28 protein-coding genes and 1 tRNA gene are annotated in these 21,945 nt (G+C 62.3%); 19 read left to right on the plus strand and 10 right to left on the minus strand.

Translation table 11 applies throughout. From position 1 onward, the window contains the following. Nucleotides 1–73: transfer RNA gene (locus B208_RS0110655), tRNA-Pro, on the plus strand. 227 nt (nt 74–300) lie between these two features. Here B208_RS0110655 and B208_RS0110660 read toward each other — a convergent pair. Beyond that, a complete protein-coding gene (locus tag B208_RS0110660; protein ID WP_007976033.1) occupies nt 301–510 on the minus strand; it encodes a hypothetical protein in 210 nt (69 codons plus the stop codon). 169 nt (nt 511–679) lie between these two features. On the opposite strand from B208_RS0110660, the gene B208_RS0110670 reads away from it, so the two are divergent. The 7 genes from B208_RS0110670 to B208_RS0110700 all read left to right on the plus strand — a co-directional run bounded on the left by B208_RS0110670 (nt 680) and on the right by B208_RS0110700 (nt 6,514). Next, nucleotides 680–2,776 carry a minichromosome maintenance protein MCM gene (locus B208_RS0110670; protein WP_007976031.1) on the plus strand — a complete coding sequence of 699 codons (2,097 nt, stop codon included), beginning with the start codon at nt 680–682 and terminating at the stop codon, nt 2,774–2,776. 1 nt (nt 2,777) lies between these two features. Then, a complete protein-coding gene (locus B208_RS0110675; protein WP_007976029.1) occupies nt 2,778–3,062 on the plus strand; it encodes a DUF7854 family protein in 285 nt (94 codons plus the stop codon). Between the two features lie 213 nt (nt 3,063–3,275). Continuing rightward, the gene (locus tag B208_RS22995; RefSeq protein WP_007976027.1) at nt 3,276–3,881 is read left to right on the plus strand and encodes a DUF7504 family protein; all 606 of its coding nucleotides are present in this window, start codon (nt 3,276–3,278) and stop codon (nt 3,879–3,881) included. Nucleotides 3,882–3,916: 35 nt separating this feature from the next. Further along, a complete protein-coding gene (locus B208_RS0110685) occupies nt 3,917–4,255 on the plus strand; it encodes a DUF7855 family protein (RefSeq protein WP_007976025.1) in 339 nt (112 codons plus the stop codon). Beyond that, a complete protein-coding gene (locus B208_RS0110690) occupies nt 4,252–5,082 on the plus strand; it encodes a DUF7856 family protein (protein ID WP_007976023.1) in 831 nt (276 codons plus the stop codon). The genes B208_RS0110685 and B208_RS0110690 overlap by 4 nt, the downstream gene beginning before the upstream one ends. Before the next feature lie 26 nt (nt 5,083–5,108). Then, on the plus strand, nt 5,109–5,855 hold the full coding sequence (locus tag B208_RS0110695; RefSeq protein WP_007976022.1) for a DUF7857 domain-containing protein: 747 nt from the start codon (nt 5,109–5,111) through the stop codon (nt 5,853–5,855). After that, nucleotides 5,852–6,514: a MinD/ParA family ATP-binding protein gene (locus tag B208_RS0110700; RefSeq protein WP_007976020.1), complete on the plus strand. Its 663-nt coding sequence runs from the start codon at nt 5,852–5,854 to the stop codon at nt 6,512–6,514. Before B208_RS0110695 ends, B208_RS0110700 begins: the two co-directional genes overlap by 4 nt. On the opposite strand, the gene B208_RS0110705 is transcribed toward B208_RS0110700, so the two are convergent. Further along, nucleotides 6,496–7,365, minus strand: a complete 870-nt coding sequence (locus B208_RS0110705; RefSeq protein WP_394324850.1) for a transcription initiation factor IIB — start codon at nt 7,363–7,365, stop codon at nt 6,496–6,498. The two genes, B208_RS0110700 and B208_RS0110705, sit on opposite strands and share 19 nt — an antisense overlap. A 181-nt stretch (nt 7,366–7,546) precedes the next feature. Here B208_RS0110705 and B208_RS0110710 point away from each other — a divergent pair, with 181 nt between their 5' ends. Beyond that, entirely contained in the window at nt 7,547–8,062 is a 516-nt protein-coding gene (locus B208_RS0110710) for a DUF7858 family protein (protein ID WP_007976017.1), read from the plus strand. Nucleotides 8,063–8,085: 23 nt separating this feature from the next. Here the strand turns inward: B208_RS0110710 and B208_RS0110715 are convergent, their stop codons facing one another. The 5 genes from B208_RS0110715 to B208_RS0110735 all read right to left on the minus strand — a co-directional run bounded on the left by B208_RS0110715 (nt 8,086) and on the right by B208_RS0110735 (nt 11,397). After that, a complete protein-coding gene (locus tag B208_RS0110715) occupies nt 8,086–8,862 on the minus strand; it encodes an AAA family ATPase (RefSeq protein WP_007976016.1) in 777 nt (258 codons plus the stop codon). 44 nt (nt 8,863–8,906) lie between these two features. Then, a complete protein-coding gene (locus tag B208_RS0110720) occupies nt 8,907–9,332 on the minus strand; it encodes an HIT family protein (protein WP_007976015.1) in 426 nt (141 codons plus the stop codon). 71 nt (nt 9,333–9,403) lie between these two features. Beyond that, nucleotides 9,404–9,799: a DUF6276 family protein gene (locus B208_RS0110725; RefSeq protein WP_007976013.1), complete on the minus strand. Its 396-nt coding sequence runs from the start codon at nt 9,797–9,799 to the stop codon at nt 9,404–9,406. Nucleotides 9,800–9,862: 63 nt separating this feature from the next. Next, nucleotides 9,863–10,516, minus strand: a complete 654-nt coding sequence (locus tag B208_RS0110730; protein WP_007976011.1) for a DUF502 domain-containing protein — start codon at nt 10,514–10,516, stop codon at nt 9,863–9,865. A 50-nt stretch (nt 10,517–10,566) separates the two neighbouring features. Next, complete coding sequence (locus B208_RS0110735) at nt 10,567–11,397, minus strand: proline dehydrogenase family protein (protein WP_007976009.1); 831 nt, start codon at nt 11,395–11,397, stop codon at nt 10,567–10,569. Nucleotides 11,398–11,513: 116 nt separating this feature from the next. Between B208_RS0110735 and B208_RS0110740 the strand changes: the two genes are divergently transcribed. From B208_RS0110740 to B208_RS24325, 3 genes are all read left to right on the plus strand, one after another. Beyond that, nucleotides 11,514–12,077, plus strand: coding sequence for a CDP-2,3-bis-(O-geranylgeranyl)-sn-glycerol synthase (locus B208_RS0110740; protein ID WP_007976007.1), 564 nt, complete (start codon nt 11,514–11,516; stop codon nt 12,075–12,077). A 61-nt stretch (nt 12,078–12,138) separates the two neighbouring features. Then, entirely contained in the window at nt 12,139–12,672 is a 534-nt protein-coding gene (gene pyrE / locus B208_RS0110745; protein ID WP_007976005.1) for an orotate phosphoribosyltransferase, read from the plus strand. Nucleotides 12,673–12,769: 97 nt separating this feature from the next. Further along, complete coding sequence (locus B208_RS24325; RefSeq protein WP_007976003.1) at nt 12,770–12,919, plus strand: hypothetical protein; 150 nt, start codon at nt 12,770–12,772, stop codon at nt 12,917–12,919. A gap of 18 nt (nt 12,920–12,937) precedes the next feature. Here the strand turns inward: B208_RS24325 and upp are convergent, their stop codons facing one another. Together upp and B208_RS0110760 are read right to left on the minus strand one after the other, a co-directional pair. Next, a complete protein-coding gene (upp, locus tag B208_RS0110755; protein ID WP_007976002.1) occupies nt 12,938–13,615 on the minus strand; it encodes a uracil phosphoribosyltransferase in 678 nt (225 codons plus the stop codon). Nucleotides 13,616–13,708: 93 nt separating this feature from the next. Continuing rightward, on the minus strand, nt 13,709–14,938 hold the full coding sequence (locus tag B208_RS0110760) for a GTP-binding protein (protein WP_007976000.1): 1,230 nt from the start codon (nt 14,936–14,938) through the stop codon (nt 13,709–13,711). Nucleotides 14,939–15,036: 98 nt separating this feature from the next. Here B208_RS0110760 and B208_RS0110765 point away from each other — a divergent pair, with 98 nt between their 5' ends. The 3 genes from B208_RS0110765 (at nt 15,037) to B208_RS0110775 (ending at nt 18,181) form a co-directional block, all read left to right on the plus strand. After that, entirely contained in the window at nt 15,037–15,333 is a 297-nt protein-coding gene (locus B208_RS0110765) for a hypothetical protein (RefSeq protein WP_007975999.1), read from the plus strand. Between the two features lies 1 nt (nt 15,334). Then, nucleotides 15,335–16,303, plus strand: a complete 969-nt coding sequence (locus B208_RS0110770) for an ArsA family ATPase (protein WP_007975998.1) — start codon at nt 15,335–15,337, stop codon at nt 16,301–16,303. Nucleotides 16,304–16,432: 129 nt separating this feature from the next. Continuing rightward, nucleotides 16,433–18,181 carry a carbon starvation CstA family protein gene (locus B208_RS0110775; protein WP_049805638.1) on the plus strand — a complete coding sequence of 583 codons (1,749 nt, stop codon included), beginning with the start codon at nt 16,433–16,435 and terminating at the stop codon, nt 18,179–18,181. On the opposite strand, the gene B208_RS0110780 is transcribed toward B208_RS0110775, so the two are convergent. Further along, nucleotides 18,178–18,783: a hypothetical protein gene (locus tag B208_RS0110780; RefSeq protein ID WP_007975996.1), complete on the minus strand. Its 606-nt coding sequence runs from the start codon at nt 18,781–18,783 to the stop codon at nt 18,178–18,180. The genes B208_RS0110775 and B208_RS0110780 overlap by 4 nt on opposite strands. A gap of 102 nt (nt 18,784–18,885) precedes the next feature. On the opposite strand from B208_RS0110780, the gene B208_RS0110785 reads away from it, so the two are divergent. From B208_RS0110785 to B208_RS0110800, 4 genes are all read left to right on the plus strand, one after another. Continuing rightward, the gene (locus B208_RS0110785; RefSeq protein ID WP_007975995.1) at nt 18,886–19,611 is read left to right on the plus strand and encodes a class I SAM-dependent methyltransferase; all 726 of its coding nucleotides are present in this window, start codon (nt 18,886–18,888) and stop codon (nt 19,609–19,611) included. Between the two features lie 59 nt (nt 19,612–19,670). Next, nucleotides 19,671–19,892, plus strand: a complete 222-nt coding sequence (locus B208_RS0110790; RefSeq protein ID WP_007975994.1) for a hypothetical protein — start codon at nt 19,671–19,673, stop codon at nt 19,890–19,892. Between the two features lie 110 nt (nt 19,893–20,002). Then, nucleotides 20,003–20,692: a DUF5828 family protein gene (locus tag B208_RS0110795; protein ID WP_007975993.1), complete on the plus strand. Its 690-nt coding sequence runs from the start codon at nt 20,003–20,005 to the stop codon at nt 20,690–20,692. 58 nt (nt 20,693–20,750) lie between these two features. Further along, on the plus strand, nt 20,751–21,938 hold the full coding sequence (locus tag B208_RS0110800) for an inorganic phosphate transporter (RefSeq protein WP_007975992.1): 1,188 nt from the start codon (nt 20,751–20,753) through the stop codon (nt 21,936–21,938). The last annotated feature ends 7 nt before the right edge of the window (nt 21,939–21,945 follow it).

A 21,945-nucleotide genomic window follows, 5' to 3' on the forward strand; every position in this document is an offset into this window, starting at 1 on the left:
GGGATCGTGGGGTAGCTTGGTATCCTTTCGGCCTTGGGTGCCGATAACCTCGGTTCAAATCCGAGCGATCCCATAGATTTTGCGACGAACATCCTCGTGAGTCGCAAATCTATTCTGAGCTCGAATTTGAATCAGACGAGACGCAAGCGCCTCGCGGTGCTCACGGCTTCGCCGTTCGCATCGAGGCGCTTGCGTCTCGGCGGGGTTCACAATCCGGGCGATTTCATTCTTGGACGACTACACCGCGAGCGACGCGTCAGCGGCACACAGCGCGTGCAAACAAAAATCGAAGGAGAGAACTTACGCCGCTTCGTCGCCTTCCGCGGTCCCGTCATCCGACGAACTGTCGTCGGTATCGCCCGCCATCATCGACTTCACTTTCTTTCTCAGCACGACGTAGCCGCCGACGGCACCGATGCCGAACGCGACGGCCCCGGCTTTGCCGAAGCGCCGGTAGCCGACCTTCGCGGCCTTTTTGCCGACCGTGAGTGGTCCGAGTGGTCCGAACATGCCTGTGGGTATTGCGTTCACGGGGATGTCCGGGATGTGGTTGCAGGTGCAAGTCGTTTATTCTACCGTGTGGGTGGAAATCGAAAGCAGCGGGGAATCGCGTTCGGTGGCGCGAGGGTCTGGACGCTTTGCGAAAGTTCTTACCTGATCGGGAACCAATGACCCATGAATGGCTCGCGCGGAAAACACGGAACTGATAGACAGGTTCGAGCAGTTCTATCGGAACTATTACCGAAACGAAATCGGGGAGCTCGCCCAAAGCTACCCGAACGAAAAGCGGTCGCTGTACATCAACTGGAACGACCTGTATCAGTACGACGCGGACATCGCGGACGATTATCTCGCGCAACCACAGCAGTTACAGGAGTACGCCGAGGAGGCGCTCCGCCTGTACGACCTCCCCGTGGACGTGAGCCTTGGGCAGGCTCACGTCCGTCTACAGAACCTGCCGGAGCACACGGATATCCGCGCGATCCGTGCCCGGCACGTCAACACGATGGTGAGCGTGCAGGGGATCATCCGCAAGGCGACCGGCGTGCGACCGAAGATTCAGGAGGCGGCGTTCGAATGCCAGCGCTGTGGAACCTTGACTTACATTCCGCAGTCGGGCGGGGATTTTCAGGAACCCCACGAGTGTCAGGGCTGTGAGCGACAGGGACCGTTCCGCATCAACTTCGACCAGTCGGAGTTCATCGACTCACAGAAGCTCCGCGTACAGGAGAGTCCCGAGGGACTCCGCGGCGGCGAGACGCCACAGAGTATCGACGTGCACATCGAGGACGACATCACCGGCCACGTCTCGCCCGGCGACCACGTGACCGTGACGGGCGTCCTCCACCTCGAACAGCAAGGGAGCGGCCAGGAGAAATCCGCCGTCTTCGACGTGTACATGGAGGGCGTGTCCGTGGAAATCGAGGACGAGGAGTTCGAGGACATGGACATCACGGACGAGGACAAAGAGCAAATTATCGAACTCTCGAACGAGGGGAACATCTACGAACAGATGGTCGATTCCATCGCCCCGGCCATCTACGGCTACGACCAGGAGAAACTGGCGATGATTCTGCAGTTGTTCTCCGGCGTGACGAAACACCTCCCGGACGGGTCGCGGATTCGCGGCGACCTGCACATGCTCCTGATCGGGGATCCGGGTACGGGTAAGTCCCAGATGCTGTCCTATATACAACATATTGCGCCGCGGTCCGTCTACACCTCCGGGAAAGGGTCCTCCTCCGCAGGGCTGACGGCTGCGGCGGTACGCGACGACTTCGGCGACGGGCAGCAGTGGACGCTCGAAGCGGGTGCGTTGGTGCTCGCGGACAAGGGTATCGCGGCGGTGGACGAACTGGACAAGATGAGTCCGGAGGACCGGTCCGCCATGCACGAGGGGCTGGAACAGCAGAAAATCAGCGTGAGCAAAGCGGGGATCAACGCGACGTTAAAGTCCCGCTGTTCGCTTCTCGGCGCGGCGAACCCGAAGTACGGGCGATTCGACCAGTACGAGTCCATCGGCGAGCAGATCAACCTCGAACCCGCGCTGATCTCCCGATTCGACCTCATTTTCACCGTGACGGACAAACCGGACCCGGATCACGACTCGCAACTGGCAGAACACATCCTCCAGACCAACTTCGCGGGCGAGTTGAACACGCAGCGGACGGAAATCAACGCGCCGAACATCACGGAAGAACAGGTCAACAGCCAGACGGAGGAGGTGGCACCGGCGATAGATGCCGAACTCCTCCGGAAGTACATCGCCTACGCGAAATCGAACGTCTATCCGACGATGACCGAGGAAGCCCGCGAGGCGATTCGTGATTTCTACGTCGATTTGCGCTCGAAGGGGACGGACGAGGACGCCCCGATTCCGGTCACGGCCCGGAAGCTGGAGGCGCTCGTTCGTCTCGCCGAAGCGAGCGCTCGCGTTCGACTGTCGGATACGGTCGAACGGAAGGATGCGGACCGCGTTATCGAAATCGTTCGGTCGTGTCTACAGGACATCGGCGTGGACCCGGAGACCGGACAGTTCGACGCCGACGTGGTGGAAACGGGGACCTCGAAGTCCCAACGAGACCGCATCAAGAACATCAAACAACTCATCGCGGACATCGAGGAGGAGTACGACGACGGTGCGCCCGTGGAAGTCGTCCTCGACCGAGCGGACGAGATCGGCACGGACCCCTCGAAAGCCGAACACGAAATCGACAAGCTGAAACAGAAAGGCGAGGTGTACGAGCCGTCGACAAACCATCTTCGAACCACCTGAGATGGACCGAATTTCCGCACTCAGAAACATCGAGGACGCCCTCTCGGACTTCGAGTCGGGAGCGGACGAGCTACGAGAGACACAACGTCGAGTGTTGACGGTGCTACAGACGTACGCCACCGAGTTCGAAACCGAGCGTGACTTGTTCGCCTACCGAGCATATGGAGATGAGCGGGCGGAAGGTATCGTCGTCGTCGCGGAGTCGGCGGAGGACGCGCGTGGACGGGTCATCGAATTGCTCGGCGATGAAGCGGTAGAATTTCACGTCGAGAACATCAGTAAATGACAGCATTCTGGAGATGGAAAACTAGATAAACATGCCCGGAATAGAGTAGAAGTATAACGACAGCGTGCGTAGGTGTATCAAATGCGACAAAGCCGACAAAACCTCCGGGATTTATCAGGCCCATAATAATGCAGGTGGCTAAATGATACACGAGGGATGGTACGGGATGGACGACACAGCGAGCACGTGCGACGTTGCCGAGGGACGACCGAGATGAGCGGTCTTTCGGCGGCTCTCGACGGCGAATCTAGCGTTCTCGTTCTCTCGCCTTCTATGAGTTCGGAAACCGACGAGGCGTGCGTCGGTATGTTGACGGATTCACCACCAGCGGAGGAAAACGTACTATGGGTGACGTTTACGCGGTCGCCGGACGCGTGTATTCAAGATTGGCTCGCGCATGCGAACGGTCGGCCAGCGAACTTGCGATTCATCAGTGTCGGTGAGACGGTTCGGTCGGTGGCGACATCGGCACCGATGCAGGAGACATCGACGGATGCCGTCGTCGATACGCTCTCGAATCCCGGCGATTTGACGGGGCTCGGAATCAAAATCAGCGAAGTGTTACAACAGTGGCACGGAAACGGCAACCGAACCGTCGCGTGTTTCCACTCGTTGACCGCGCTACTCCAATACTCGGACGTCCAGACCGTCTATAAGTTCCTGCACGTCCTCACCGGACGCTTTACTACCGCCGACGTGACCGCACACTTCCATCTCGACCCCGAAGCACACGACTCACAAACTATCAACACCCTCAAAACGCTGTTCGACGCTGTTGCCGAGTTCGACGGGAACGAGTGGAACGTGAAAACGCGGTAATTAATTTTAAAATACATCGTTTCGAACGAACGTCTGTGCTGTTGATAATCACCTACTCCAGCGGTGCCCGACAGACGCTTCGGAACATCTGCACGACACACGAGGAGTGTGTCGTTCGACGGTTCGGACGGGCCGCCTTGCTGCAGCAGACGGAACTGGGTGCGTTTCTCGCGCTTCGTCTCTACGAGAAACACGGAGCAGACGTGCAACTCGAACGCACCGAACCGCTGAACGAGTTCCGTGACGTACCGGATGCGGTTCGGGAGGCCGCAAAAGCGTACGAGAACCGTGAACGGCCGAGCACGCCCTACGACAAGTTCGCCGTGGGGACGAACCACCCGGCACCGGATTCGATGCGAAACGCGGATTTATGAAGGTAAAAACGCGAGAAAAGACGTTTCGGGGGCGCGCAATCGACCTGCGTGAGGAGTCAGTTGCGGCGGCAGATGTTGTCGCAGCGATTCGGTCGGACGCCGAATCGAGCGCGCTCGATATCGAGTGTGCCGACCCGCACCCGGTTCACGACTACGTGGGATACATCGAGTCGGAGACGTCCGTTCGTGTCCGCGCGGCAGTGGCCGCCGCCGCGCGGTCGCTCGGGATGGACGCACCGCAGGACGAGGAAATAGCGAACCTAGAGGTATCGTTGCGGTCGCTCGACGTGGAAGCGATTTCGATTCGTTCGGAGCGGCGGCGCGTGGCCGAGGTGAGCGGGTCGGAAACGGAACTTCGGGAGGAAGTCGCGGCACTACGTGGCAGGGTACAGGCAATCCGGGACTCGGGAGGGTACGTAGAAGATGCCGAGTCGAAACTACGGAGCGCAACGCGGGAGTTGGCCGAGAGGGAGACGGAACGAATCGCCGCGGAGCAAGCGTTGGAAGCGGCGCGAAAACGCCAACGGTCGGCGAGGAATGACCGAGAGCGACGGTTACGACTGCGTGACCGGAAGGAGAACCTCGAACGAACAGCGCGCGACTATTTAGCTCGACAGGTGCACGCGAGGTTCGTCGCGGCGGTCGAAGCGGTGCCGGGTCGCGGACGAGTCCCGGAACCGGGGACGTTCGAAGGCGATTCGACGACCGCGGCGCTCGCAATCGCTCGTTTGGCGCGGGGTCGAGCGCCGGTCGTGCTGGCGTGTGAGCGATTCGAGACGCCGTGTGCCGCCGTCGATTGCTTGAACGCACCCGTGCTACAGGTTTAAGACGGAAGACGAGCCCAACCCGGGGCATGGTGACACTGCACTGGACGACGGACGAACGGACGGGGGCGGTCGAGACCGTCACGTTGGTCGCGCTGGTGGTCGAAAATTCTGCGGCGATGCCCGTCAGGATTCGGGTCGGAAACCGACTCAACGGCGAACTCCGGGTACCGCGGCGGCACGGACTCACGGAAGCGGGATGGGACGAAGGGGGATTCGAGGGCGTCGTCGGCGCGGGTGAACGACGCTCGCTCGGCTATGCGGTTGCGGCCGACGAGACCGAATCGCCGCCCGCCGAAATCGTCTGGACCGAACGAGCACCGGAGACGGAAGAATCGTCGGTCGGCGGTGCGACTCGGCACGATTCTCCCACCGGACTCGACATCGAACCGACGACCGCGGGTGTCGTTCGAGCGTTGGGAGACGCCCGGCCACCGGTGGACGCGGTTCCGACACCCGACCGGGTGGAGATACCCGATGCGGTAAAGTCGTGGCTATCGGCCGTCGAGACGCGAATCGAGCGGTACGAGACGGGGGACAAAGAGACGAGAGGGGGAGAGATGGGAGGAGAAAAGATGGGAGAAAGGAAGTGCGAAGAGATGGGAAGCGGTAGGCCGGAAAAACGGACGGTCGCCGAGCAAGCGGAAGAACAGGAGTTGCGACGGAGAATCGCGGCGGACGAACGGACGCTCGAAGCGGTTGCAAACCGGGTGCAACGAGTACGAGAGCGGGTCGAATCGACGGAGAAATCGAACGCGGTCGGGAGAACGAAATGATCGTGGCCGTTACGGGTGGGAAAGGTGGCGTCGGAAAATCGACCGTTGCGCTCAATCTCGGGGCGGAACTCGGCGGCGTCGTCGTGGATGCGGACCTCGCAATGGCGGACCTGCCGAGGTCGCACGGACCCGATTTACACGACGTACTCGCCGGACGAGCGGATGCGATCGAAGCCGTTTCGAGCGTCGGAGACGTGCTGATGCTGCCGTGCGGCCGCACGTTAGCCGGTGCGCGGGCGTGTGACGTGACCGAGTTCGCCGATGCGATAGCGCGGGTTGCGTCGGAGTACGACCACGTGGTCATCGACTGCCCGGCGGGGATGGCGGCCGATGCGGGACTCCCGCTGGTTGCGGCAGACAGCTACGTCCTCGTGACGATTCCGCGGCCGTTCGCGCTTGCGGACGCGGTGCGGACGAAGGCGCTCGCACGGCGACTCGATGCGGGATTGTGTCGAGTGGTACTGAACCGGGTCCGCGAGGACCCGCCGGTCGAAACCGTGGAGCGGACGCTCGGGGCACCGGTGACGACGCTACCGGAATCGACGACGATTGCCGACGCACAGCGGAACGGGTGTCCAGTCGCGACGCTGGCACCGGAGAGCGAGGCGAGAGAACAGTTTTCGGAACTCGGGCGGGCGGTTTACTCCTGCAGGTCGTGATACGTCGAGCGGAGCGTCACGGGGGTGACGTCAGCGACTTCGGCGGCGGCGCGTTGGGTGACGCGTTCGTCGCAGTCGCGGGCCGCCGCGTAGAGACACGCGGCGGCGACGCCGCTGGGGTTGCGGCCGCTGACGAGGTTTTTCTCCTCCGCCCGTTCGACGAACCGTTTGGCACGTCGTTCGGTCGCCATCGAGAGGTCGAGTCGGCTGGCGAACCGGGGAAGGTACTCCCGCGGGTCGATGGGACCGATGGGAAGGCCGAGTTCGCGGTTCACTGCGTCGTAGGCGGCCGTCAGTTCGGCGCGCTCGGCGCGAGCGCGTTCGACGATTTCGTCGAGCGTTCGGGAGACGGCCGATGCCCGGCAAGTGGCGTACACCGCCGCCGCGGCGAATCCCTCTATCGACCGTCCGCGAAGGAGGTCCTCCGACTGTGCGGATTCGAACAGCACGCACGCCCGGTCGCGGACGTTTTCGGGCAGTTGAAGCGCGCCGACGAGACGGCGAATCTCGGTGAAGCCGTACACGCGATTTCGTTCCGCCTTGGACGAGAGTCTAGCGCGGTTGTGTTGGCGGCGCATCCGCATCACGCGGCGTCGTTTCCGGCCCGTGAGTCGAACGGTGCTGTTCTTGTAGCCGATTTCGGTCGTCAACCCGCGGTCGTGGCGCGAACGCGTCAGTGGTGCACCAGTTCGCTTACGGTCGGTGTCGTCGTCGCTGAACGACCGCCACTCCGGGCCGCGGTCCAAGCCGTCTTCCGCGACGACCAACCCGCACTCGGTACAGACTGCTTCGGTGCCGCGTGTGCGAACACGACCGCGGCATTCGGGACACGTTTCGGTTGAGTTTTGTATCGCACTCATTACAATTGAAACTTCGTCCGAGATGGTATTTAAACGAGCGCCGAAATCGAAAAACGAGCCGGTGTTACGAGTGACGAGCGTACCGGTAACCGGTACGTTCTAGCCGTCGTCTAATTACCAACTATGATACTTGTCTAGAAGATTAAAGTCAGTGGGGAGACAAGCAGAACACATGGCGCTGTCGGATATCGCGGCCGGATTGGAGGTGACGGCCGAACAGCAAGAGTACGGTGTCGCAACCGTGGACGATACCGGACGGGACCTCCGCGAACGGCTCGCACCGTTCGGCGACGCGTTACCCTGCGAAACGGACGCCGCGGTAACGATAGTCGAGACGCACGCGTCCGGGACTTCGGTCGGCGAAAGCGCCCGCCGTGCAGGCGTCGCACCGATGACGGCCGCGAAGACGCTCCACCTGCTGGGTGTGCGCGGTATCTCGCCGCTTTCGTCCATCGGTCACGAACTTATCGAGGACTGGCTCTCCGCGAACTGCTCGCGGTCCGAAGCGCTCGCGCTGTCCGGCGCGAACGAAATCGAGTTCGCGCTGGCGACGTTCATCGAAACGCACGAGCCGCTGGACGGTGCGGCCGAAGTGCTCGAAAGCGCGTTGGCGATGAACGGGGACGCTGCCGTCGAAAAGCGAGACGCGCTGGCGGAGACGATGAGCGACGTGGGCGACCTATTGTAGCGAATTTCGAAACGCAGGGAAAATCAGCTTCGAAGCGACTCCGGCAGATAGTCGTCGGGAAGGTACTCCTCCGGGTCGATATCCAAGAACCGCTCCTCCGGAAACTCGACGTCGAGCGAAACGTCGAACACAGTTTCGACGGCGGCGACGATGGCGGGAGAAAACGACGCGTCGAGTTCGGGTGCGCTCGCCGGGACGTCCTCGACGGCAGTCTCGTCGCTCGTCGGAATCGGTACCGCGTCCTCCAGCGGATGCTCACCGTTCGCGCGATTGGCGAGAACGGTGTCCGCGTCCGTTCCGAGGTCGGCGAGGCGGCCGCGCATTCCCTGTACGGCGTCGGCACCGAGACGGGAGGCCGGTGCGACCAACGTCACCGTGTCCGCGGCGTGGACGGCAGCGACGGCCTGATTCGCGGCGACGGGCGGCGCGTCGATGAGAACGTGGTCGAACTCGTCCGCGGTTCGTTCCACGAGCCGCTCGAAGGCTTCTGCGGCAGTTGCGGTTTTCGCCCGTGCGAGGCGCTCGAAGGGAGCGTACGCGGGACAAAGCGAAAGCCGTCCGGGGGTTGGGACCGGATGTTCGAGGAGCGCGTCGGCGAGGTCGTCCTCGTCGGTGAGCAGTGCGGTGATGTCGGTGTCGATGCGGCCCGGAACGTGGCGCGCCAACCCTTGTGTAGCGAAAGCGGCGTCCAAAATCGCCACGTCACGCCCGACGTGAGAGAGCACGGCGGCGGTTTCGAGACAGAGGCGCGTCGTTCCGGCCCCGCCGGTCGCACCGACGAGTGCGGCAGTTCGTTTCACGTGTTCGAATCTAAATAGATTCGTTCTGGTATAAAAATATACAGTTATCGACCGTCGCGGATGTCGTCCGCAATCGCGTCCAGTTCCTCGTCCGAGAGGTCGGGACGGTCCCCCGCGATGGCGTGAATCGGATGGCCGCCGTCGCCGTCGAAACGGGGGATGATGTGGCCGTGAACGTGCGGGACTTCCTGTCCGGCAGCCCCGCCGTTGTTGAACGCGACGTTGCTCGCGTCGGCATCCACCGCGGTTTCGACGGCGGGCGTGAGGCCGTGCAGGACCGAGAACAGGTCCGCCGCGGCGTCGTCCGGGAGGTCGTCCAGCGTTTCGTGGTGGTCCTTCGAGATGACGAGCGTGTGACCCGGCGCGAGCGGGTTCACGTCGAGGAAGGCGAGGACGCTTTCGTCCTCGTAGACCGTTTTGCTCGGGATGTCTCCGGCAACGATTTGACAGAAGATGCAGTCGTTCGGCATGTCAGTGTAATCGTGCGACTCCCAGATGAAAGTTGAGGGTCCCGCGGTAGTTCGAGGGGGGACTTTCGAAATCAATCGCGCAGTTGGAGCAGTTGCCGTCGCCGCGATTCGATGTCAAAATTCGGGTCGAGGTTCGGGTCGGCGGCCAATCGGTCGAGAACGAGCAGGGGGTCGACTCCGGCCGCTTCGACGCGATCGAACAGCGCATCGACGTGTTGGCGATAGAGCGCGAGCGACGAGAGGAGCGCGGTGGCGAGAACCATCCCGGCGGCGGCGTCCGGTTCGTCCGGGAGTGCGTCGCTTATCGTGGCGAAGTTCGACGGTTCGACGTCCGGGTTCTCCACCGGTTCGAAGGCGAGACACCGCGTGCAGAGGAGAATCGACGACGGTCGGTCCGGGACGTCCGCACGGAGTTCGGACGGAACGGCGAACGTCCGTCGTTCGCCGCCGCATTCGGGACATTCCATACGAAAGTAGAGCGGCGCAAGCCTCAAAAAGATGGTATAGTTTCGTCAGCAGCGGGCGGGAACTCAGGTCGATGGCGGCGTTTCCGTGCGGTCGTCCGCCTCGTCGGTGACGTTGATGGGAATCCCTTCCTGGTCGCTCTCACCGAACCCGGCGCTGAGGATTCGGGTCAAGGCGTCTTCGACGCTCTCGTCGGTTTCCGTTATGTCGTCCGATTCGACTTCGATGACGAATCCGGTGGTGATGTTCGGTGCGGTCGGCAAAAAGAGAAGTTCGCGGCCGTCCTCGGCCTGCTTGCCGGTTTTGAAGGCGGTCATCCGAAGGCCGTTCCACGTCTCGATTTTGACGGGCTTCTGGAGTTGGTTGGTGTCGGAGAGGGCGGTTTCCGCGGCCATCTTCGACGCGTTGTACACGATTCGAAGGCCGGGCAATCGGTTCATGGACCCGTCGATGGCGTTCTCGACGACGCTGCCGAGCGTCGTCCGCATGAGGTAGCCGATGCTGAAGACGAGCGCGGTGAACACCGCGAGGACGATACCGACGCGGATGAGAGCGGCGGGGATTGTGATCAGTCCGCCGAAGAGGACGTATTTCGGCAGGTCCTCCAAGAACGGCAGCCCGGCGATTTTGAGGAACAACCACGCGATGATGTACGCAGTAACCAGTAGAGGGGCCAAAACGATGAGACCGCTTCCAGCATCGCGTTTCCACGAAGACATTTAGGTGTAGCGTCTGGTTGCAGGAATATAAACTAGTTGCAATATTTTTGCTACCTGCCGAGGACGGCGCGGGCCGCGAAGAGGAGGTTCTCCTTGCGCTCCATCGCGCGACGATAGAAGTACGACATCCACTTGCCGCCGTAGGGGACGTACTGCCAGACTTCGTACTCCTCCGCCAGTTCCATCTGTGCGTCCTCGCGGACGCCCATCAGCATCTGGATTTCGAAGTCGGTTCCGTACTCGTCGTGGAGTTCCGTCGCGTACTCTATCATCGCCGGGTCGTGGCTGCCGACCGCGATACCGCCGTCGAACTCCTCAAACATGAATTCGAGATACTCACGGTAGGCGGCGTTGACGCGCTCTTTTTCCTTGTACGCGAGTTCCGGGGGTTCGTCGTAGGCACCTTTTACCAGTCTAACCTTGCCGGGGAGGTCGGCGAGTCGTTCGAGGTCCTCTTTCGTGCGCTTGAGGTTCGCTTGGACGCAGACGCCGACGCCGCCGTCGTGTTCGAGGGTGAGTTGTTCGAAGAGGTCGAGGGTCGCGTCGGTCGTCGTGTGGTCCTCCATGTCGATCCAGACGAAGGTGTCGTCGGCCGCGTCCGCGATTCGCTCCATGTTATCGCGGTAAACGTGCGTGCCCACGTCCAAGCCGACCTGTGAGGGTTTCACCGAGACGCACGCCGAGAGGTCGGAGCGCTCGATGTCTTCGAGCAACCGAAGGTACACCTCGGCGTCCTCGTCTGCCGGTCCTCGCTCGTGGTAATGCTCGCCGAGAAGGTTGAGGATGACGTTGACGTTGCGTTGGTTCAAATCCCGCGTGTACTCGAGCGCTTCCGCCGGGGTTTCACCCGCGACGAACCGACTGGCAATCGGTGGTATCATGCATCTTCTTTCACACTCCCGCGTCTTATCATTGTATATTGCACCCGTGACAGTCATCGGCATATATTCCGGGCCAGACCGCTGGGTCTTAAGACCCGGAGGGTATCTATCCCCATATGAATCTTCTCGGTGCGGACGTGTTCGAAACCGTGGCCGTCGCGGTGTGGGCGATGTTGCCCGCGTACGTCCCGAACAATTTCGCGGTGCTCGCGGGGGGCGGCACGCCGATAGACGGCGGACGGACGTGGAACGGCAAGCGCATTCTCGGTGACGGGAAGACGTGGCGCGGGACGGCGGCCGGAATTCTGGCCGGAGCGATACTGGCCCTGCTACTGAACGCGATTCGTCCGACGGCGGCGGGCGCGCTGGGCGTCACGCTTCCCGACCCGTTTCCCGCCATCGTGGTTTTCACCCTGCCGGCGGGCGCGATGCTCGGCGACATGACCGCCTCGTTCCTGAAGCGGCGCACCGGCCGGGAGCGCGGCGCGGCGTTTCCCGGCATCGACCAACTCGATTTCGTCGTGATGTCGCTCCTGCTCACCCTGCTCGCCGCGCCGGGGTGGACGCTCGAGACGTTCGAGCTGCCGGTCGTCGTCGTCGTGCTCGTGGTGACGCCCCTCCTGCACATCGTGACGAACGTCATCGCGTACGTCCTCGGACTCAAGAACGAACCGTGGTAGAACGCCGCGGTACCGGCGGCAAAGAACTACTTTTAACCCGCCTCGCCACCCCGACTCGCACATGGCGAATCAGGAACTCATCGAGGCCTTGCGCGCGGCGGATGCCGTCCAGTACGGCGAATTCGAACTCTCCCACGGTGGGACGAGCGACTACTACGTGGACAAATACCTCTTCGAGACGGACCCGCACTGTCTGTCGCTCATCGCGGAAGCGTTCGCGGAGCGGTTGGACGGGACGAAGCTAGCGGGCGTGGCCCTCGGTGCGGTTCCCCTCGTCGCGGTGACGAGCGTCGAGACCGAGACGCCCTACGTCATCGCGCGGAAGCAACAGAAGGAGTACGGGACGGCGAACCTCATCGAGGGACGACTCGACGACGGCGAGGAGGTCATCGTCCTCGAAGACATCGTGACGACCGGACAGAGTGCGGTGGACGCGGTGGAGGCCCTCCGCGACGCGGGTGCGGACGTGAACAAAATCTTCGTCGTCGTGGACCGAGAGGAGGGCGGCCGCGAGAATCTGGCCGACGCCGACGTCGAGATGGAGGCGCTGCTTTCGGCCTCCGACCTCCTCGCCGAGAACGACGCCGACGAGTGATGGCTCGGGGCGGACGGTCCGCCGCGTTCGGGGTGCCACTTGAATTGCTTTCGTGTTGTGCCAGCCGATTTTTTACGGCTATCGCCGATGAAATACCATGTCGCTTCGAAGCCACGCAAGCATCTCGCTCATCGTCTCTGGTATCGTTTCGTTTCTCATCGGCGTCGCCCCCGGGAGTTCGACGCTCTGGGGGGCGGGCCTCGTGGGCGCGGGGTTAGCCATCGGGGTGCTTCGAGTTCTGCTGTAAAAGGACGCGACCGGGACGTTACGTCGTTCGGAAGGCGCGGTCGCCAGCGTCGCCCAGACCGGGGACGATGAAGCCGTCGTCGTTCAGGTGGTCGTCGATGCTGACCGTCAGGAGGTCGGCCTCGGGGAACTGGTCGTGGACGTGAAGCAGGCCGTCGGGTGCGCTGACGGCCGAGAGGACGAAGAAGTTCTCCGGGTTCGGTTGCTCGTTGAGCACCTCGTCGAGGACGGCGCACATGGTGCTACCCGTCGCGAGCATCGGGTCGGCGACGATGACGGTATCCTCCTCCGTGATTTCGGGGAGTTTGACGTAATCGATGGTGATGGGGAACTCGCCGTCGTCGTTCATTCCGGCTTCCTCGTCGCGTCCGGCGCTGATGACGCCCTGTTTGGCGCGGGGGAACGCCTTCAGCAGACCCTCCACGAACGGCGTCGCGGCGCGAAGCACGTTGATGATAACCACGTCGTCCAACCCTTTGACGCGCTCGCCCGTCGTCTCGGTCAGCGGCGTATCGATGGAGACGTACTCGGTGTCCATCGCGCCGTCGATGATTTCGTAACCACAGATGCGGCCGAGTTTTACGAGTCCCTTGCGGAAACCGACTTGTTCGGTCTCCTCGTCCCGAATCTTCGAGAGGGTGTCCTTCGCCATCGCGTGCGTGATGAGGTGGGCGTCACCTCGTTTTTCGATAGTCATATGCGATTCGTGCGCGGGAAGGGGCTATAAGCTAACGATACGAGCGAAGCCGCGGGACGCGGTGACAGGCCTCGCTGGGGCATCGAAACGCGACTATTCGCCGACTATCAACAGTCCGCCCTCGTCCTCGGGAAACGGGTTGTCGAACGTGTCCCAGTCCTCGTCCATCTCCGCGTCGGTCAGCACGCAGTCGTCGAGTGCGGCGGTGATGGCCGCCTCGTCCACGTCGCTTCCGATGAAAACGAGTTGGGTCCGGCGGTCGCCCCACTCCTCGTCCCAGTAGGTCGCAGAGCGGTTGCTCCGGTAGAGGTCCTGGTCGATTTCGGGAAGGCTGGCGATCCACGGCCCCGCGACTTCCACGCGGGCGGCGGCCCCGGCCTGTCCGTACTCCAGTTTCACGTCGTCCCGTCCGGCGACCCAGAACGTTCCCTTGGCGCGGACGATGCCGTTCGGGAGCGACTCGAAGAAGTCGTGAAGTCGAGCGGGATGAAGCGGTCGGGGGCTTCGGTACGAGACCGACGAGATACCGTAGGCCTCCTGCGGATGACGGTGGTCGGAATGGTCGTGAACGTCGTGGGCGTGAGTCCCGTGTTCGTCGTGGTCGGCGTGGTCCATCGCCCGTTTCCATCCGGCGGAGTCGGTCACGTCGCCGAGGTCGAACAGTCCGCGGTCGAGGATGCGGTCGGGGGATACCCTACCGTGTTCGGTTCGAATCAGTTCCGCGCGCGGTTGCAGTGCGCGTAAGGTGGCCTCGATTTCGTCCAGACGGTCCGCGTCCACGAGGTCGCATTTGTTGAGCAACAGCACGTCACAGAACTCTATCTGTTCGATAACGAGGTCCGAGAGGGGGCGCGTATCGCCGTCCTCGGTTTCCGTGCGCTCGACCGGCGCTCCGTCGGCGAAGAACTCGTCGAACTGCCGCGCGCTGACGACGGTGACGGTCGTATCGACGTCGTAGCGCGCCGCGACGCGGGATTCGGTCGTAAACAGTCGGGCGATGGGAGCGGGTTCGCTGATGCCCGAGGACTCCACGACGAGCGTGTCGAACTCCCATTCGCGCGCGAGGCGGGTGACTTCGGTTCGGAGGTCGTCCTGTAGTTCACAGCAGATGCACCCGTTCGAGAGCTCCGCGACGCCCTCGTCGGCGACGAGTTCCGTCCCGCCCTGGAGGAGTTCGGCGTCGATGTTTATCTCACCCATGTCGTTGACGAGCACTGCGATGTCCATGTCGTCGCTCTCGCGGAGGAGGTGGTTGAGCGTCGTCGTCTTGCCCGCACCGAGGTTGCCGCTCAGAATCGTGACCGGAATGGACCCCTGATTCATTCGTTATCGTGGCACAGACATTCCAGCGTGTTAAGTGGCCACAATCGAACCGCGGGCTGACCGCCCCGCTTAAATAGCGAGGACGTCACTGTGTGGGTATGTCTCTCGCGGACCAAATCGAGACGTTCCGTCGCTCCGTCGAGGAGTGGCTTCGGGGGCTCTATCACGGGATGATTTCGCATCCCGCGTACGAACTGATAGAGAAGGAGGCCGAGGATTTGGAGGACGAATTCATGCTCGCGTGCTTCCCCGACGTCTTCGGGGTGCCGAGTCCCGTTTCGTACTACACCGCCGAACTGCTCCCCTACTTGACCGACGAGTTCGAGGCGTGGGAGCGTCGGATGTGGGACCGCGAATCGCTCGTCGAACGCAAGGGCCAACAGTACCACTTCTAACATGCGAAAGTTCGTGTTTTTCGGCGGCAAAGGCGGCGTGGGAAAAACCACGGTTTCCAGCGCGTACAGCCTGAAATGCGCCCGTTCGGGGCTGAGGACGCTCGTCGTTTCGACCGACCCGGCACACAGCACGTCGGACGTGTTCGACCAGCAGTTCGACGACGACCCGCGGTCCGTGGACGGCATCGAGAACCTCTGGGCGATGGAAATCGACCCCGAGACGGAGGTCGAAAACCACCTGATGGAGATAAAACGCTCGCTGGGCGACCACGTGAGCGCGGGGTTGGTGAACGCCATCGACCGGCAGGTCGAGATGGCCCACCAGACACCGGGTGCCCACGAGTCGGCGCTGTTCGACCGGTTCATCGACGTGATGCGGAACTCGGACGACTACGACCGCGTGGTCTTCGACACCTCGCCGACCGGCGGAACGCTCCGCCTCCTCTCGCTTCCCGAGTTCCTCGAAGGGTGGATAGACCGTCTGCTTCACAAACGACGGCGGAGCATCGACCTGTTCGAGAAGGCCGCCATCGGCGACCGGGAACCCCGCCGAGTGGCGGAGGGCGACCCCATCATCGCCCGCCTGCAGGAGCGAAAGGAGAGCTTCGAGTTCGCGGGCGAGGTGTTGCGAAACGACGCGGCGTTCTTCCTCGTCCTCAATCCCGACGAGTTGTCGATTCGAGAGACCGGCAGGGCGGTCGAGGAACTGACGGAATCCGGGTTGCCCGTGTCGGGACTCGTCATCAACAAGGTGACGCCGGAACCGGACGAGGACGAGACGGGACGGGGCGCGACGTATCTCCGCGACCGCTGTCGGACCGAACGTGAACGAATCGAACACATCCGCGAGTCGTTCGACGAACCGGTGGTCGCGGTTATCGAATCGAGGGTGTCGGAAGTGAAAGGAACGCTGTTGGAAGAGGTCGCGGACGAATTGAACGTCGAGGTCGAAGCGGCGGCGGCCGAATAATCGAAATTTCACCTGTCAAAAACAACGATACATCGTTCCGAAAACGACGATTTGAGGCGTACCACACCGCCGAGAGTAAAGGAACACTTATTGTGCATCATCAATCCATTTGTTATGAGGCACAATACCATGGCGACTGCAATCATATGGCTAGTACTCGGCGTACTGGTACTTTTCAGCATAGGGTATCTAACCTATTCACGATATCTCGCACAGTTCGTAGAATTGGATGACAGCCGGGAGACACCGGCGCACAAATACGAAGACGGGCAGGAATACGTGCCCGCGAAGAAGCCCGTGTTGTTAGGGCATCACTATTCCAGTATTGCAGGAGGCGCACCAATCGTCGGGCCGATAACGGCGGGCGTGATTTGGGGTTGGATTCCGGCGTTGTTGTGGATCGCCATCGGGAATCCGCTGCTCGGCGCGACGCACGACTTCATCGCGTTGTCGAGCAGTCTCCGCCACGAGGGGAAGTCCATCGGGTACATCATCGGGGAGTACGTCGGCGAGCGCGGCAAGAACATGTTGCTGTGGTTCGCGTTCCTGACCATCATCCTCGTCGTCGGCGTATTCGCGTTCGTCGTCGGCGTCGTGTTCGAGGCGTACCCGAGCGCCGCGACGGCGAGCATCCTGTACATCGCGCTGGCCGTCGTGTTCGGGGTGTACCTGTACCAACTCAACCTACCCTTCGGGCCGGGAACCGTCGTCTTCGTCATCGGCGTGTTCGCCAGCGTCTTCGTCGGGCAGGCGTATCCGCTCGAGCTTACGGCGGAAACGTGGGTACCCATCATTTTGGTCTACGCGTTCATCGCCAGCGTCCTGCCGGTGTGGACGCTCCTGCAACCGCGTGACTACCTATCGTCGTTCCTGCTGTACGCGGGCGTCGGCGGCGCGCTGTTGGCGGTCATCGTCGGAACCGTCGGTGGCTGGCTCGGTATCGGCGCGATCACGCCGGCGGAACCGCTCACCGTGAACATTTCCGGCTACAACGGATTCATGGGCGTTACCGGCCAACCCCTCTTCCCGCTGCTGTTCATCACCATCGCGTGTGGTACCATCAGCGGCTTCCACTCGCTCGTCTCGTCCGGGACGACTTCGAAACAGCTCAACCGGGAATCGGACGCACGAGTCATCGGCTACGGTGGCATGCTCGGTGAGGGCCTTCTCGCAACGCTCGCACTCTCGACCGTCGCACTGGTCGGATTCACCAAGGCTGGCGGCGGTGTCGGCCAAGCGCTTCCCAACTTCGCGGAGGGTGGCGGCATCATGCTCACGAGCTTCGGTATCGACCCCGGCTTTGGCGGTCCGTTCATGGCGCTCGTCATGGTGAGTTTCCTGCTCACCTCGACCGACACGGCGCTTCGCCTCGGTCGCTACATGTTCGAAGAAATCGTCGGAACGCCCGAAACGCAAGTGCAGAGCGTCGCGTCGAACCGGTATTTCAACGCGTTCGTCCAGTGCGGAATCGCGTACGCGCTGGTCGCGTCCGGCACGTGGTCGGACCTCTGGCCGCTGTTCGGCGGCGCGAACCAACTGCTCGCGGCGCTGGCGCTGCTGACCGCGACGGTCTGGCTGGCGAACTGGAACAAGAGCAAACAGCTCATCAGCACGGGCGTCCCGATGGCGCTGATGACGTTCGTCACCATCCTCGGCCTGCTGTATCTCGCGCTCTACCAGAACGTCTGGCAGAAGTTCGTCAAGGGTGGGGATATGGCGCTCGGCAGCGCGCTGTCCGCGGGGGTACAGACGGTAATCGCCTTGGTACTCATCGCCCTCGCGCTCTCGCTGGTTCGTATCGGATACGAAAATATCACGTCGGCGCGGAGCGAACCGGGTGGCACACCGGTGACGGACGGCGGTGAATCGGACGACTAAGGTTTGAGTCGCCGCACGACGCGGTGTAGCAATCCCGATTTTTCGGACACCAACGGTTGCCAGAGAGCGAACGCCTTTCCGACGTCGGCGTTCTCGCTGGCTGCGAGCGTTTCGTTCTCCGGGGCGACGACGGCGAGGTTGACTTCGTACTGACCGTGCAGTCCGTATTTGAGGAGCGTTCGGTCGCTGAAATCGGAGACGAACTCGTCCACTTCGGTCGGGACGTCGGGGGCGATGACGACGAAGGTGAACGTCGTTCCGAAGTGTTCCTCGTCGGCCTCTATCCAGTCGTCGGCGAGTTCGTGGCCGAGGTCGACGAGCGCTTCGAGGTCGCTGACGCGGACCGAATTCGCGCGCCGGACGAACAGGTGCTCTTCGGCGCTGTGGTTGGCGTAGTTGATGGAGCGGTGGAGGAACTGCTTCTGTGTCTCTATCAACAGCCGTCCGTAGAGCGTGAACGATTCGCCGCGAGTGGCGTACTCCTTTTCGAGGTCGTAGTTGACGAAGAGGCGGTCGCTCACCCGGTCTACGTACTCGTCGTCCCAGTCCGGGACGGGATTCGATTGTCGTTCCGAGTCGTGAGACTCGATACCGCTATCCATACTGATTCGGTTGTGAGCGAGCGATAAATATCCGTTGTTGGCACGGGAGTCGGTACCGAGCCTCGTTATCATTTTATTACATTTGATACACTGTGACAGAGTGTGATAGAGGCAGACCCACTCGGTCGAGCGATACTCGATTACCAGCGCGGCGGACTGCGCGGTGACTGTGTGTACCGGGACGGCGCGGAGACGCGGGACGGAAATATCGAAGGGCACTACTTCGCCTCACGGGAGGACTGGCGTGACGAGTGGCGAACCCTCCTCGCGTCGCTCGAACCACCCGTCGTCGATATCGGCTGTGGCTCGGGACAGCACGCCGAATTTCTCCAAGAGCGAGGCGAAGTCGTCGCCATCGACGTGAGTCCGGGCGCAGTCGAAGCCACCCGTAACCGCGGCGTCGAGGACGTTCGCGTGATGGACATGTTCGAGATGGACTTCCGACCGGACAGATTCCGTTCCGCCCTCCTGAGCGGGACCCAACTCGGACTCGCACACTCCCTCGCCGGGGTACGTCGATTCCTCTCGGAACTCGCTCGAATCACGGACGAGGAGGGCGTCGCCGTCGTGGACAACTACGACCCGACGGACCTCGCTCCGGACGACTTGCTCGGCTACGGGTCCGACCCGCGCCGCGGAATCGCCCACCGAACGTTTCACTTCGAGTACGACCGGGACGGCGAACGGGAGGTCGGACGAACCCTCCACTTCGTCCTCTTTTCGCCCGAGCGACTGCGGGACGTAACCGTCGGAACGCCGTGGCACGTCGCCGAGGTTCAGTCGAGAGAGGGATTCTACAAAGCCGTCCTTCGAAAGGAAACACGGTGAGAGTGGGAGGCTAGTATTTCGGGGTAACACATAACATGGATGCGTCCGTACGCCGTAACATGGGTGGCAAACGGACGGAAGCGTGTGGTCGGTGCGGTCTTTCGACCGTCGTCGACGCGACCAGTGACGGTGAGACGCGTGACATCTACGGCGACGACCGAATCGAGGTGTCCGAGGACGAGATGCGGTCGGTGAGCGGACACGTCGAACTGCTCGGGCGCGCGAAAGACCGACTGAACGCGTTCGCGGAGCGGGTAACGTACGGAAACATTGGAGACTAATAATTCTACGCTCGAAACGGTAACCCCCGAGAAAAGGCGCATGGGAGCCGCTGTCACGGACATTAGCGGTAAAAGATAAAACCCTGTGGAACTTACGAGCGAGTAATCGAATGGAAGAGAGCATCTCTGGCTTCAAACTTCGAGGTAGCTGGGGAGATATCGTCGAGCACGGAGAGCGCATCACGCAAGCGCTCCGTGAGGCGAACGTGTCGGGTAGCGCGTTCGAGGAATGGGACGAGTGGCGGCCGAAATCGCACGAACGGCTCGGCGAAGACGTGGCTGAGAAGACCGCGGAACAGGCCCACGTCAGCGAAGGGAAAGGCGAGCAAGCGGGCGAGTCCCCCGACGACGACCTCCGAACAGCGGGCGAAAAACTGACCGAATCGTACGAGAAACTGGAAGAGGACGACACGGAAGGTGCCGTAGACAGGTGGCAGGACTCGGTGAACTACGTCGCTCGGGCCGCCGACTCGGCGGGGCGGAAGGCCATCAGGAAGGTCGAGGATACGGTGTATCAGAAGGTGATGACGCAACTCGCACCGTACTACTTCGACAACGAACTCGTTAGTGCCAACATCCAGCAGACGAGTCGGATGGAGGACGGCGAGGAGGGATTCATTTTCGAGGTGAACGTCAACGACGACGAGTTGAAAGGAGAAGTGTCGGAGTCGCTCACGTCCTACGAGGACGAAATCGACCGCTGGCACGTCGAGACGGAGAAGGAAACCGAGACGGTCGAAGCGGCAGAAGGCGTGGAACCGCCGAAACGGAGCGGCGGTCCGCGGGCCGACAGGACGTGACCAGTCGTTTGCTTTCGAGTCGGTACACTATTGGCGTGAGACGGTATACCGGATAGATATGGCTGGAGGGTTGCTGACGGTGATTATCGCCGGGGTCGCGAGTCTGTTCATGGCGTGGGCCATCGGCGCGGGGTCGAGTGGGTCAACTCCGTTCGCCCCAGCCGTGGGTGCGAACGCCCTCTCGGTGATGCGTGCGGGGTTTCTCGTGGGCATTCTCGGATTTTTAGGGGCGGCGCTCCAAGGCGCGAACGTCTCGCAAGCGGTGGGACGGGAGCTGATTCACGGCGTCCAACTGTCGCCCCTCGCCGCGACCACGGGACTCCTCACGGCGGCGATACTGGTGGCAATCGGCGTGTTTACGGGGTATCCCATCGCCACGGCGTTCACCGTAACGGGGGCCATCGTCGGCGTCGGGTTGGCGCTCGGTGGAACCCCCGCGTGGCCGAAATACCAGCAGATAGTCTCCCTCTGGATACTCACGCCGTTCATCGGCGGCGGCATCGCCTACGCGACCGCTCGCGTGCTCCGGCGCGACGACGTGGCGGAGGAAACCTCGATTCCGCTTCTCGCCGGACTCGTCGGCCTCATCATCGCCAACGTCGGGTTCGTCTTCCTCGGACCGCCCCATCAGAGCGCCTCCATCGCACAGAGCGTCGGCGAGCACCTGTCGCTTCCCGCCGTCGCCGGTCTCGACCTCGGCGTCGTCGTTACCTCGCTCGTTCTGGCCGGTCTGGTCGCCGTCGCACTCAAGCGGGAACTCGACGCCGACGTGAGCCGCGGCCAGCGTCGGTTTCTGCTCGCGCTCGGCGGACTCGTGGCGTTCTCGGCCGGTGGGAGTCAGGTCGGTCTCGCAATCGGGCCGCTGCTCCCGCTGTTGGACCCCTATTCGATACCCGTGGTTCCGGTGCTCATCGGCGGCGGCCTCGGCCTGCTCGCCGGGTCGTGGACGGGTGCACCGCGGATGATAAAGGCGCTCGCACAGGACTACTCGGCGCTCGGACCGCGCCGGTCCATCGCCGCGCTCATCCCGGCGTTCGCCATCGCACAGAGCGCCGTCTTCTTCGGTATCCCCGTCTCGTTCAACGAAATCATCGTGAGCACCATCATCGGGAGCGGCTACGCCGCGAGCGGTGGCGGCGTCAGCGGCAAAAAGATGATTTACACCATCCTCGCGTGGGTGCTCTCGTTGGCGCTCGCGCTCGGCGTCGGATACGGCGTCTTCACCGCCGTCGACGCCGTGCTCTGAATACGCG

It is taken from the genome of Haladaptatus paucihalophilus DX253, from assembly GCF_000376445.1.
GTDB lineage: Archaea > Halobacteriota > Halobacteria > Halobacteriales > Haladaptataceae > Haladaptatus > Haladaptatus paucihalophilus.